We start from the raw sequence: 12,205 nt of genomic DNA on the forward strand, positions 1-12,205 counted from the left end.
AGGCTGAGGAAATGTCGAAAGCGCCCAACCCTGTTGACAAATATGTCGGCAGCCGCGTGCGCATGCGCCGCATCATGTTGGGCATGAGCCAGGAAAAGCTCGGTGAAGCTTTGGGCCTGACTTTCCAGCAGATCCAGAAATACGAGAAGGGCACGAACCGGGTCGGCGCGAGCCGCATCCAGCAGATTGCCGAAATTCTCCAGGTGCCGGTGTCGTTCCTGTTCGAAGGCGGACCGAGCGGTGTGGCCGGCCCGAACGGCTTCGCGGAAGGCGCCTCGCCCTCTTACGTCTCGGACTTCCTCGCGACCTCCGAAGGACTCGCTTTGACCAAGGCGTTCACGCGAATCACTGATTCGAAGATGCGCCGCTCGATCGTCGATCTCGTCGAGCAGATCGCGGCGCGTGAAGGTCCCGACAAGCGCTGAGCCGCGCCAGCTCAATCGATTTGAGGCTGCGCCAAATCTGGCCTATGTCGTCATTTGCGGCCGCGCCTTGACGCGCGTCCTCCCGGATGATGCGATTCAAAGGCATAGATGCGCCCATGGCGAACTCCAACTGGTTCGATAACAAAACTATTCTCGACGGCATCCGGCGCTGGGTGGAGATCGAGACGCCGACAGAGGCGCCTGAACAGGTCAACAGACTGGTGTCGTTGGTCGCGGATCATTATCGCGATCTGCCTGTCACGCTCGAGCGCATCGCCGGCGTCGACGGCTGCGGCGATCATCTGCTGGCACGCTCAGCCTGGGGCCAGGACCGGCCCGGCATCCTGGTGCTGAGCCACCTCGATACCGTTCATCCCCTGGGCTTCATCGAGCGCCTGCCGTTCAAGGTCGAAGGCGACAGCGCGTTCGGTCCCGGCATCTACGACATGAAGGGCGGCGCCTACATCGCCCATCACGCGTTTCGCGCGCTGTGCGCCACGGCCGAGCGCTCGCCACTCGGCATCACCCACTTGTTCACCTCCGACGAGGAGATCGGCAGCCCCACCTCGCGTGCGCTGATCGAGAAGGAAGGCCGCAAGGCCAAATACGTGCTGGTGACGGAGCCGGCACGCGACGGCGGCAAGATCGTCACCGGACGCAAGGGCGTCGGACGCTTCCAGGTGTTCATCAAGGGCGTGCCTGCGCATGCCGGCTCGCGACCCGAAGATGGTCGCAGCGCCGTCCGCGAGCTCGCCAATATCATCCTGACGCTGGAAGGGATGAACGACCCGGCGCGCGGCGTCTCCGTGAATGTCGGTGTGGTGCGCGGCGGCACGCGCCCCAACGTGACGCCGGAAGAGGCCTATGCCGAAATCGATCTGCGCGTGCCGAGCTTCACCGATGCGGACGAATTCGTCGGCAAGATCCTCGCCCTGAGGTCGAAGACGGACGGCGTCACCGTCAAGGTCACCGGCGAGCTCAATCGTCCGCCCTACGAGAAGGGCAATGCAGGTGCCTCGCTGTACGAGCATGCCAGGACGCTCGCCACGGAGATCGGCTTCGAACTGATCGACACCTACACGGGCGGCGGCTCGGACGGCAATTTCACCGCTCCCCACACCGGCACGCTCGACGGGCTCGGCGTCGACGGCAAGGGCGCACACACCCATTATGAGCAGCTCTATGTCTCGTCGCTCGAACCGCGCGCGCGGCTGCTCTATCGCCTGTATCAGACGCTGCGATGAGCGAACGCAAGTCAGATCCCGATCGCGATGACAGCGAGCGCGCCTTCTTCGGGCGCCGCAAGGGCCACAAGCTCAGGCAGCACCAGGCCGAGCTGATCGATCATCTGCTGCCGCATCTTGCGCTCGACATCGCGGGCGAGGCGCCGGGGAATGCGTGCGAGATCTTCGATCCCGCGGCGAGCGACGTGCGGCTCGAGATCGGCTTCGGCGGCGGCGAGCATCTTGCGGCCGAGGCGCAGAACTTCGCCACGACCGGCTTCATCGGCTGCGAGCCCTATGTCAACGGCATGGCGAAGATCCTCGCGCAGATCGAGGCCGGCAACATCGCCAACATCCGCCTGTTCGCGGGCGATGCCGCCGAGCTCCTGGCCTGGCTGCCGAAGGCCTCGCTGTCGCGGATCGACCTGATCCACCCGGATCCCTGGCCGAAGCGGCGGCACTGGAAGCGGCGCTTCGTCCAGAACAGGACCATCGCCGCAATGGCGCGCGTGCTGAAGGTCGGCGGCGAATTCCGCTTCGTCTGCGACATCGACGATTACTGCGCCTGGACGCTGTCGCATCTTGCGCGCTCGGCGGACTTCAAATGGCTTGCGGAGCGCGCCGACGATTTCCGGCAGCCATGGGACGGCTACACGATGACGCGCTACGGCCGGAAGGCCGCGCGCGAAGGACGCAAGGCCGCGTATTTGCGGTTCAAGCGAGTGTAATCGTCATTCCGGGGCAATGCGCAGCATCGAACTATGGTGCGCAATTGCGCACCTGAGAATCTCGGGATTCCGGGTTCGCGCTTTGCGCGCGCCCCGGAATGACAGGAGAGATAATCTCAGATCGTCTGCCGGTTGCGCCAGAAATTCACGACGCGTTCCGCCGTCGTCGGCATCAGGCGCGTGAAGTTCATGCGGGCGGCCTCGATGTCGGCATCGGCCGGCGTGCGATGCGGACCGTACCAGAGCAGGATGAGCGCGCGCACCGTGGGCCAGCCGAGATTGAGCACGCGCCCCAGGATCAGAATCGGATCGTAGCGGTCGCCCGCGATCAGGCGGTCGAGGATCGAGAGGCGGACGCCGGACATCGCCGAGAGCGAGGCGATCGCTTCCTCGTATTTGTTTGCCTTGGCAAAGCCGAGCAGCGCGCTCTCGCCGAGATGGCCCTCGCGATGCAAGCCGAGCACCGTGCGCTGTGCCGCCGTGAAATCGCGCCGCGGCCCGGGCGGCAGCGCGGCCTCCTCGATGGCCGCCATGGCGCGCTTGATCTCGACCTGGCGCACGGGATTGACCACGCTGGAGAGACGGCGGCGAATGACGTCGAGCGTGCCGTTGAGCAGCTCTTTCAGGTGCTCGCCCGAAAGATCGTTGCGCTGGCCGATCTTGAGCGTCAGCACGCCGTCCTGCGCGGCACGCTTGATCAGCTCGGAATAGCCGCCGGGTGAGAACATCGCACCGGCATTGCCTGCGGCGCGACGCACCACGTCGCGATCGCCGCGCTCGACCAGTACGTCGGTGACGACAGACGACAGGGCGGGACGCTCCGTCATCGCCAGCAGATGACCCTGGCCCTTCAGCCGCGCGATCTCGACCAGCGCCGCTTCGTCGAGCACGGGCGAGCGGCGCAACACAGGGGCCGCCACCATGATCTCGTTTTCGCGCGCGAACTGGTTCACCAGGTGCCGCGGCGCGTTGTCCAGGCGCGAAAAGCGCTCGGCGAGATCGACGCGCGAGGCGAGCTCGGCATGCGGGACGAGATCAATCAGGAGATCGTCGAAGAGATCTATGAGCTCGGGACGGAGCTTGGCGGGATCCTGGAAGAACAGCTCGGCGATGGCACGCGCGATCTCGCCACGGCGCCGGGGGTCGCCGCGTTTGACGATATCGTCCAGTCCGGGAATGAGCGACGTGGCAACGGTCATGAAAACGCAAACTCGTACAGGGCACGCCGCGGGTGCGCCCTTGGTCCAAGTCGCCCCACAATCAGGGAATTTAGGCCCCGTTGATGAAGGAAGCGTTGCGCGGGGGGCCGTTGGAAAGGCGCAAAAAGCCTCGCCTGCCGTGCGATGGGCCTTGTCCGCGAGGGTGGAAAGGGCTATATCAGCGCCAATTCATCTTCTCATACGATCCGCGTAGTGAGAGTGGGCCCGAAAGGACCCGCTCTTTTTTATTACCTGAGCGCGGCTTGGCGGAAGATGCGGCCCGGCGAGCTGCCGGGAGAGTTCCGAAGCGGGCTTTGAAATCGTAACCAAGCCTTAACCATCGAGCGCCTTGACCCTGGATATGACCGAACCGACCGCTGGTTCCACGGATGCCGAGTTGCTGGCCGAGCCGAGGCTCGTGGTCGAGCCGGGCGTCGCGGCACGGGTGTCCGCGGTGGCAGGTCCCGTGCTCCAGGGCATGGGCTACCGCCTGGTGCGGATCCGCATTTCCGGCGAGGCCGGCTGCACCGTGCAGATCATGGCCGAGCGTCCGGACGGCTCGATGCAGATCGAGGATTGCGAGGCGATCTCGCGGGCGCTGTCGCCCGTGCTCGACGTCGCCGACCCCATCGATCGCGCCTATCGGCTGGAAATCTCCTCGCCGGGGATCGATCGCCCCCTGGTGCGGCGTTCCGATTTCGAGCGCTATGCCGGACATCTGGTGAAGATCGAGATGGCGGTCGCCCATGAGGGGCGGAAGCGGTTCCGCGGCATGATCGGCGCTGTCGAAGGCGACCGCGTGCATCTGCAGCGCGACGACGTCAAGGCGGGCGAGGAACGCAACGTTCTCCTGACGATGGAGGACATCAGCGAGGCCCGGCTGGTGCTGACCGACGAGCTGATCGCGGAATCGATGCGCCGTGGCAAGGCCGCGGCGCGCGAGATGCGCCGCAATCTCGGCCTGGAGCCGCCAGCTGCGCCTCACGCGAAAATCAGCGAAAAAACGACCAAGAACACCAAGCCGAAGAAGAAGCCGGCACCGACCAATACGAAGAAACATCGCCTGGCCGCCGAACGCGCGCGGCGCGGCGAGATCGAGCCTGACGAAGGAGACTAGCCATGGCAGTCAGCGCCAATCGACTTGAATTGCTCCAGATCGCCGATGCCGTCGCGCGCGAGAAATCGATCGACCGCGGCATCGTGATCGCGGCGATGGAGGACGCCATCGCCAAGGCGGCGCGGGCCCGTTACGGCAGCGAAACTGACGTTCACGCCGAGATCGACCCGAAGAAGGGCGAGCTGCGGCTGTCGCGCCACATGCTGGTGGTCGAGAAGGTCGAAAACCACTCCAACCAGATTTCGCTGGTGGATGCGCAGCGCGCCAATCCCGGCGCCCAGGTCGGTGACACCATCGCCGACACCCTGCCGCCGCTCGAATATGGCCGCATCGCTGCGCAGTCGGCCAAGCAGGTGATCGTGCAGAAGGTGCGCGAGGCCGAGCGCGACCGGCAATATCAGGAATTCAAGGACCGCATCGGCGACATCGTCAACGGCGTCGTCAAGCGCGTCGAATATGGCAGCGTGATCGTCGATCTCGGCCGCGGTGAAGCCATCATCCGCCGCGACGAGATGCTGCCGCGCGAAGTGTTCCGCAACGGCGACCGCGTTCGCGCCTATATCTTCGACGTCCGCCGCGAGACCCGCGGCCCGCAGATCTTCCTCTCCCGCACCCATCCGCAGTTCATGGCGAAGCTGTTCGCGCAGGAAGTGCCGGAAATCTATGACGGCATCGTCGAGATCAAGGCGGTTGCCCGCGATCCCGGCTCGCGCGCGAAAATCGGCGTGATTTCCCGCGATTCCTCGGTCGATCCGGTCGGCGCCTGCGTCGGCATGCGCGGCTCGCGCGTGCAGGCCGTGGTGAACGAATTGCAGGGCGAGAAGATCGACATCATTCCCTGGTCGCCCGACATCGCGACCTTCGTGGTCAACGCGCTGGCGCCGGCCGAAGTCTCCAAGGTCGTCATCGACGAAGACCGCGAGCGCATCGAGGTCGTGGTGCCCGATACCAACAACCAGCTCTCGCTGGCGATCGGCCGCCGCGGCCAGAACGTGCGCCTCGCCTCGCAGCTCACCGGCTGGGATATCGACATCCTGACCGAGCAGGAGGAATCGGAGCGCCGCCAGGCCGACTTCGAGAACTCCACCCGCGTCTTCATGGAATCGCTCAACGTCGACGAAGTGGTCGGCCAGCTGCTGGCGTCCGAAGGCTTCACCTCGGTTGAGGAACTCGCCATGGTGGACATCAAGGAGCTCGCCGGCATCGAGGGTTTTGACGAGGAGACCGCGCAGGAGCTCCAGAACCGCGCCCGCGAATATCTCGAGCAGCAGGAAGCCGAGCTCGAGGCCAAGCGCGTGGAACTCGGCGTCGAGGACGCTCTCAAGGACGTGCCCGGCGTCACCTCGAAGATGCTGGTCAAGTTCGGCGAGAACGACATCAAGACCGTCGACGACCTCGCCGGCTGCGCCACCGACGATCTGGTCGGCTGGACCGAGCGCAAGGAAGGTGGCGAATCCACCAAATATCCGGGTGCGCTCGACGGTATCGAGATTTCCCGTGACGATGCCGAAGCGATGATCATGCAGGCCCGCGTCAAGGCCGGCTGGATCACCGAGGCCGATCTCGCCAAGCCCGCCGAAGAGGCTGAGGCGAGCGAAGATCAGCCGGCTTAAGGACGAAGGAGAATGTCGCCCGGATGCTCGCAGATACTGACCACGATCTCGACCATGGGCCGCGGACCGAAAGGTCCGCGACCATGCGGATGTGCGCGGTCAGCCGCGAGGTCCGGCCGATCGACGAGCTGATCCGTTTCGTCGTCTCGCCGGAAGGGCACATAGTTCCCGATCTCAAGCGCAAGCTGCCCGGACGCGGCATGTGGATCACCGCCTCGCGCGAGGTGGTTGCGGAAGCGGTGCGGCGTCACCAATTTAGCAAGGCCTTCAAGCGCGAGCTGCGCACCCCTCAGACGCTTCCCGCCGACATCGAGGCGCTCCTGGTCCGGAGCGTGACGGAAGCCCTTGGGATTGCCGCCAAGGCGGGCCAGGTCGTGGCCGGCTTCGGCAAGGTCGAGAGCGCGCTTCGGGAAGGCACGGTCGAGGTCCTGATCCACGCCAGCGACGGGGCCGCGGACGGAATCCGCAAATTGGACATGCTGGCGCGTCAAAATGCCGGAAATCGCGGCGCCAAGCCGCAGATTCCCGTCGTGACCGGACTGAAATCGATAGAATTGGATTTGGCACTGACCCGGTCAAATGTGATACATGCTGCGCTGCTCGCGGGCCCGGCGAGCAGGTCATTCCTGTCACGTAGCCAGATGCTGGTCCGATACCGGATGGCGGACGATGACAAGACTGCCGAAAAGCGCGGCCAGGATTTCTGAGAGACAACGACCAACCGACATGACTGTGCGGCAACGCACAACGACAACAAGATCAGGATTAGGACTGCTGAATGGTTGATACCAAGACCCCTGGCGACAAGAAGCTGAGCGTTCCGAGCAAGACGCTATCGCTCAAGCCGCGCGTCGAAACGGGCACCGTGCGCCAGAGCTTCAGCCACGGCCGGAGCAAGCAGGTCGTGGTCGAGAAGCGCGGCAAGCGCCGTATTGGCGACGGTCCCGAGCCGCACGCGCCCGAGGTGACCGCAAAGCCGGCGCCCGCCGCGCCTGCCCCGTCGCGCCCGGCTCCGCCGCCCGCCCCGCCGCGCAATGCCGGTTCCGGCGTGGTGCTGCGCACCCTGACCGAGGACGAGCGTTCGGCCCGTGCCAGCGCGCTGGCCGATGCCAAGCTGCGCGAAGTCGAGGAACGCCGCCAGGCCGAGGAAGAGGCCCAGCGCCGCGCCGTCCGCGAGGCCGCCGAACGCGCCGAGCGCGAAGCCGCCGAAGCCCGCCGCAAGGCCGAGGACGAGCGCCATCGCCACGAGGACGAAGCCAAGCGGAAGGCCGAGACCGAGGCCAAGAAGCGTTTTGGCGAGGGCGAGCAGCCGGCTTCGGCCGCGCGTCCCGCAACCGCAGCGCCGGCCGCGCCCGCACCGCGCCCCGGTGCGCCCGCGGCACGACCCGGAACCACGACGACCCGCCCGGGAACAACCACCGCGCGTCCTGCAACGACGACCGCGCAGCGTCCGGGTGCACCGGCAGGCCGTGGCCCCGCAGTTGCGGCCGAGCCGGACGAGGACGAGGCGCCGCGCCAGATCCGTCGCGGTCCCGGCGGCGCCGCGCGTCCCGCGCCGCCTCCCAAGACCACTCACAAGCCCGGTCCGCAGAAAGAGCGCGGCCGCCTCACGGTGGTCACCGCGCTCAACGCCGACGAGGTGCGCGAGCGCTCGATCGCCTCGTTCCGCCGCCGCACCCAGCGTCTGAAGGGCCATGCCTCGAACGAGCCGAAGGAAAAGCTCATCCGCGAGGTGATCATTCCGGAAGCGATCACGATCCAGGAGCTCGCCAACCGCATGGCCGAGCGCGCGGTCGACGTCATCCGCATGCTGATGAAGCAGGGCGCGATGCACAAGATCACCGACGTGATCGACGCCGACACCGCGCAGCTGATCGCCGAAGAGCTCGGTCACACCGTCAAGCGCGTCGCCGCGTCTGACGTTGAAGAAGGCCTGTTCGACCAGGTCGACGATTCCACCGACACCGAGACGCGTTCGCCCGTGGTGACCGTGATGGGTCACGTCGACCACGGCAAGACCTCGCTGCTCGACGCTCTCCGACATGCCAACGTGGTCTCCGGCGAAGCCGGCGGCATCACCCAGCATATCGGCGCCTATCAGGTGGTATCGCCCGAAAGCGGCAAGAAGATCACCTTCATCGACACGCCCGGCCACGCCGCGTTCACCGCGATGCGCGCCCGCGGCGCCAAGGTCACCGACATCGTCGTGCTGGTGGTCGCGGCCGATGACGGCGTGATGCCGCAGACCGTCGAAGCCATCAACCACGCCAAGGCGGCGCGGGTGCCGATCATCGTTGCCATCAACAAGATCGACAAGCCCGATGCCAAGCCCGAGCGCGTGCGCACCGAGCTGCTCCAGCACGAAGTGCAGGTGGAATCCTTCGGCGGCGACGTCGTCGACGTCGAGGTGTCCGCCAAGAACAAGACCAATCTCGACAAGCTGCTCGAGATGATCGCGCTCCAGGCCGATATCCTCGACCTGAAGACCAATTCGGAGCGTCCGGCCGAAGGCACCGTGATCGAGGCCAAGCTCGACCGCGGCCGTGGCCCGGTCGCGACCGTGCTGGTTCAGCGCGGCACGCTCCGTGTCGGCGACATCATCGTTGCCGGCGCCGAGATGGGCCGCGTCCGCGCGCTGATCTCGGACCAGGGCGAGACGGTGCAGGAAGCAGGTCCGTCGGTGCCGGTCGAGGTGCTCGGCTTCAACGGTCCGCCGGAAGCCGGCGATCGCCTCGCCGTCGTCGAGAACGAAGCCCGCGCCCGCCAGGTCACGAGCTACCGCGCGCACCAGAAGCGCGAGAACGCGGCAGCCTCGATCTCCGGCATGCGCGGCTCGCTCGAGCAGATGATGTCGCAGCTGAAGACGGCGGGCCGCAAGGAATTCCCGCTGATCATCAAGGCCGACGTGCAGGGCTCGCTGGAAGCGATCCTCGGCTCGCTGGAGAAGCTCGGCACCGACGAAGTCGCCGCCCGCATCCTGCATGCCGGCGTCGGCGGTATTTCGGAGTCGGACGTGACGCTCGCGGAAGGCTTCAACGCCGCGATCATCGGCTTCTCGGTTCGAGCCAACAAGGAAGCCGCTGCGGCCGCCAAGCGCAACGGCATCGAGATCCGCTACTACAACATCATCTACGACCTCGTGGACGACGTGAAGAAGGCGATGAGCGGCCTGCTCGCGCCGACCTTGCGCGAGACCATGCTTGGCAATGCCGCGATCCTGGAGATCTTCAACATCTCCAAGGTCGGCAAGGTCGCCGGCTGCCGCGTCACCGACGGCACCGTGGAACGCGGCGCCAATGTGCGCCTGATCCGCGACAACGTCGTCGTGCACGAAGGCAAGCTGTCGACGCTGAAGCGCTTCAAGGACGAAGTGAAGGAAGTCCAGTCCGGTCAGGAATGCGGCATGGCCTTCGAGAACTATCACGACATGCGTGCCGGTGACGTGATCGAGTGTTATCGCGTGGAGACGATCCAGCGCTCCCTGTAAGTCCAAATCTTACCGAAGCGCCCGGATCTTTTTGAGCTGAAATAGCGGGAGTGAGATGGCCGGATTTTTTCCGGCCATCCGCGCCTCTTCGTTTCAACGGACAAATGACAATGCTCGTGTCCCAAACGCGGGCACGACGAGGTGATTTCCAGAATGCCGCGCCACCACCAGAAAAAAAGTTCCGCGTCCGGCGGAGGCTCGCAGCGCCAGTTGCGCGTCGGCGAGCAGGTTCGCCATGCGATGGCCGAGATTCTGGCGCAAGGCAACGTGCATGATGCGGACCTCGAAGGTCACATCGTCACCGTGCCGGAGGTGCGGATGTCCCCCGACCTGAAGCTCGCGACAATCTACGTGATGCCGCTCGGTGGCCGCGACACCGAGATCGTCATCGCTGCGCTCGAGCGCAACAAGAAATTCCTGCGCGGCGAAGTCGCGCGGCGCGTTAACCTGAAATTTGCACCTGACGTTCGCTTCCGCGTCGACGAGCGATTCGACGAAGCGGAACGGATCGAGAAGCTTTTGCGAACACCTGCGGTGCAGAAGGACCTGGAACAGGATCCGGATTCGGATCGGGAAGAAGAGCAATGACGATGGACCCGGCTCACGGCACGATCGGCGGCGAACAGGCCGATCAGCGCGACGTGCAGAAAAATAATTTTGCGGACATGGGCGGCAATTCCCAGCCGCACCAGGAGCCGCGCCGCGTCAACAACGATCCCCGCGCCAAGCAGCAGAAGGGCAACCAGGTTCGCCGCGACCGCCGCGACGTCCATGGCTGGGTCGTGCTCGACAAGCCGATCGGCATGACCTCGACGCAGGCCGTCGCCGTGCTCAAGCGCCTGTTCAACGCCAAGCGCGCCGGCCACGCCGGCACGCTCGATCCGCTCGCTTCCGGCGGCCTGCCGATTGCGCTCGGCGAAGCCACCAAGACGGTTCCCTTCGTCATGGACGGCCGCAAGCGCTACCAGTTCACCGTGTGCTGGGGCGAGGAGCGCGACACCGACGACATCGAGGGCCGGGTGACCGCGACCTCCGAGCTGCGCCCGACCCGGGAGGCCATCCTGGCGCTGTTGCCCCGCTTCACCGGGGTGATCGAGCAGATCCCGCCGCGCTATTCCGCGATCAAGATCCAGGGCGAGCGCGCCTATGACCTCGCCCGCGACGGCGAGGTCGTGGAGCTGGCTCCCCGCCCGGTCGAGATTCACCGATTAACCCTTGTGGATCAACCGGATAACGACCGGGCCGTGTTCGAGGCCGAATGCGGCAAGGGCACCTATGTCCGCGCGCTGGCCCGCGATATGGGCCGGATTCTCGGCACTTATGGCCATATCTGCGCGCTGCGACGGACCCTGGTTGGCCCATTTGGCGAAAACGACATGATTCCGCTGGATCAGTTGGAGGCTTTGTGCGATAGAGCCGCGTCCGGCGAGGGCAGCCTCGCCGACGCGCTTTTGCCCGTTGAGACCGCGCTGGACGACATCCCGGCACTGGCCGTCACTCGGGCTGATGCGGCAAGGCTCCATCGGGGCCAGGCCGTTTTGTTGCGCGGACGGGATGCGCCCACTTGTAGCGGCACAGTCTATGTCACGGTGGCAGGCCGCCTTTTGGCGCTTGCCGAAGTCGGCAATGGCGAAATCATCCCCAAGCGTGTGTTCAACCTGACCGGCCTGACTGCCAGCCCCGGTCGCAACGAGAGAAATTGACGATGTCGATTGCCGCAGAACGCAAAGCGGAAGTCATCAAGACGAATGCCACCAAGGCCGGCGATACCGGCTCGCCCGAGGTTCAGGTCGCGATCCTGTCGGAACGCATCAACAACCTCACCAGCCATTTCAAGACCCACGTGAAGGACAACCATTCGCGTCGCGGTCTCTTGAAGCTGGTCTCGACCCGTCGCTCGCTCCTCGACTACCTCAAGAAGAGGGACGAGGCGCGCTACAAGGCACTGCTCGAGAAGCACAACATTCGTCGTTAAGTGTTCCTGCGCGCGCCACTGGCGCGCGTTTTCGCGCGTGGTTTCGAACGAAAGCGTTTGTTTGAAGGTTTTTGATCGAGGCTGCGTGCGCGTCGGATGCGAGCCCAAAGCGCGAAGAATCGCACTTTGGATTGTTGTTTGAGCATGATCTTTTCGGAAAACCGATTCGCACTTTTCCGGATCATACTCGAGTGACGGCCAGCATCCGGGGCACGATCGGCGAAGACCGCAGTTCGGTGTTCGCGTTCGTGCCGACTGACAGTCCAGCAGCAATCCGGCGGCTGGGCACAACGGGCAAGGCGCCCGTATGACCCGAAAGGATGGACGCCATCCGAAATCCAAAAACCATGGCAGGATCGCAGGACGCTGATCATCCGCTCCGATCAGCGTCCCGCAATCTTGCGCATGGTTTTTGTTTTTCGAAGCGTCCCTTGTTTC

At 65.1% G+C, this 12,205-nt stretch carries 11 protein-coding genes; 10 read left to right on the top strand and 1 reads right to left on the bottom strand.

Features of this window, described 5'->3' with window-relative positions; all coding sequences use genetic code 11:
• Positions 1-11: 11 nt before the first annotated feature.
• From WN73_RS28265 to trmB, 3 genes are all read left to right on the top strand, one after another.
• The gene (locus WN73_RS28265) at positions 12-425 is read left to right on the top strand and encodes a helix-turn-helix domain-containing protein (RefSeq protein WP_027546813.1); all 414 of its coding nucleotides are present in this window, start codon (positions 12-14) and stop codon (positions 423-425) included.
• Positions 426-511: 86 nt separating this feature from the next.
• Positions 512-1,669, top strand: a complete 1,158-nt coding sequence (locus WN73_RS28270; RefSeq protein WP_271555641.1) for a M20 family metallopeptidase — start codon at positions 512-514, stop codon at positions 1,667-1,669.
• Positions 1,666-2,376 carry a tRNA (guanosine(46)-N7)-methyltransferase TrmB gene (gene trmB / locus WN73_RS28275; protein ID WP_271555643.1) on the top strand — a complete coding sequence of 237 codons (711 nt, stop codon included), beginning with the start codon at positions 1,666-1,668 and terminating at the stop codon, positions 2,374-2,376. The genes WN73_RS28270 and trmB overlap by 4 nt, the downstream gene beginning before the upstream one ends.
• A gap of 116 nt (positions 2,377-2,492) precedes the next feature.
• On the opposite strand, the gene WN73_RS28280 is transcribed toward trmB, so the two are convergent.
• The gene (locus tag WN73_RS28280) at positions 2,493-3,575 is read right to left on the bottom strand and encodes a DUF2336 domain-containing protein (RefSeq protein WP_011083609.1); all 1,083 of its coding nucleotides are present in this window, start codon (positions 3,573-3,575) and stop codon (positions 2,493-2,495) included.
• 361 nt (positions 3,576-3,936) lie between these two features.
• Between WN73_RS28280 and rimP the strand changes: the two genes are divergently transcribed.
• The 7 genes from rimP (at position 3,937) to rpsO (ending at position 11,767) form a co-directional block, all read left to right on the top strand.
• A complete protein-coding gene (rimP, locus tag WN73_RS28285) occupies positions 3,937-4,692 on the top strand; it encodes a ribosome maturation factor RimP (protein ID WP_271555645.1) in 756 nt (251 codons plus the stop codon).
• Positions 4,693-4,694: 2 nt separating this feature from the next.
• Complete coding sequence (gene nusA / locus WN73_RS28290) at positions 4,695-6,305, top strand: transcription termination factor NusA (protein WP_028172520.1); 1,611 nt, start codon at positions 4,695-4,697, stop codon at positions 6,303-6,305.
• A 23-nt stretch (positions 6,306-6,328) separates the two neighbouring features.
• Positions 6,329-7,012 carry an RNA-binding protein gene (locus WN73_RS28295; RefSeq protein WP_011083606.1) on the top strand — a complete coding sequence of 228 codons (684 nt, stop codon included), beginning with the start codon at positions 6,329-6,331 and terminating at the stop codon, positions 7,010-7,012.
• A gap of 71 nt (positions 7,013-7,083) precedes the next feature.
• Complete coding sequence (gene infB / locus WN73_RS28300) at positions 7,084-9,792, top strand: translation initiation factor IF-2 (protein ID WP_011083605.1); 2,709 nt, start codon at positions 7,084-7,086, stop codon at positions 9,790-9,792.
• Between the two features lie 153 nt (positions 9,793-9,945).
• Positions 9,946-10,380 (top strand): 30S ribosome-binding factor RbfA, encoded by a 435-nt coding sequence (rbfA, locus tag WN73_RS28305; protein WP_011083604.1) that lies wholly within the window; start codon positions 9,946-9,948, stop codon positions 10,378-10,380.
• A complete protein-coding gene (gene truB / locus WN73_RS28310) occupies positions 10,377-11,495 on the top strand; it encodes a tRNA pseudouridine(55) synthase TruB (RefSeq protein ID WP_028172518.1) in 1,119 nt (372 codons plus the stop codon). Before rbfA ends, truB begins: the two co-directional genes overlap by 4 nt.
• 2 nt (positions 11,496-11,497) lie before the next feature.
• Positions 11,498-11,767, top strand: coding sequence for a 30S ribosomal protein S15 (gene rpsO / locus WN73_RS28315; protein WP_011083602.1), 270 nt, complete (start codon positions 11,498-11,500; stop codon positions 11,765-11,767).
• Positions 11,768-12,205 lie beyond the last annotated feature (438 nt).

Origin of the sequence: Bradyrhizobium sp. CCBAU 45394 (genome assembly GCF_028128655.1) — a bacterium.
GTDB classification, from domain to species: domain Bacteria; phylum Pseudomonadota; class Alphaproteobacteria; order Rhizobiales; family Xanthobacteraceae; genus Bradyrhizobium; species Bradyrhizobium diazoefficiens.

What these genes read in the sequence shown, in the direction of transcription:
- rimP (WP_271555645.1), top strand. Translation starts at nt 3,937, where the DNA reads ATGACCGAACCGACCGCTGGTTCCACGGATGCCGAGTTGCTGGCCGAG.
- infB (WP_011083605.1), top strand. Translation starts at nt 7,084, where the DNA reads ATGGTTGATACCAAGACCCCTGGCGACAAGAAGCTGAGCGTTCCGAGC.
- nusA (WP_028172520.1), top strand. Translation starts at nt 4,695, where the DNA reads ATGGCAGTCAGCGCCAATCGACTTGAATTGCTCCAGATCGCCGATGCC.
- trmB (WP_271555643.1), top strand. Translation starts at nt 1,666, where the DNA reads ATGAGCGAACGCAAGTCAGATCCCGATCGCGATGACAGCGAGCGCGCC.
- WN73_RS28280 (WP_011083609.1), bottom strand. Translation starts at nt 3,575, where the DNA reads ATGACCGTTGCCACGTCGCTCATTCCCGGACTGGACGATATCGTCAAA.
- WN73_RS28295 (WP_011083606.1), top strand. Translation starts at nt 6,329, where the DNA reads ATGCTCGCAGATACTGACCACGATCTCGACCATGGGCCGCGGACCGAA.
- WN73_RS28265 (WP_027546813.1), top strand. Translation starts at nt 12, where the DNA reads ATGTCGAAAGCGCCCAACCCTGTTGACAAATATGTCGGCAGCCGCGTG.
- rpsO (WP_011083602.1), top strand. Translation starts at nt 11,498, where the DNA reads ATGTCGATTGCCGCAGAACGCAAAGCGGAAGTCATCAAGACGAATGCC.
- WN73_RS28270 (WP_271555641.1), top strand. Translation starts at nt 512, where the DNA reads ATGATGCGATTCAAAGGCATAGATGCGCCCATGGCGAACTCCAACTGG.
- rbfA (WP_011083604.1), top strand. Translation starts at nt 9,946, where the DNA reads ATGCCGCGCCACCACCAGAAAAAAAGTTCCGCGTCCGGCGGAGGCTCG.
- truB (WP_028172518.1), top strand. Translation starts at nt 10,377, where the DNA reads ATGACGATGGACCCGGCTCACGGCACGATCGGCGGCGAACAGGCCGAT.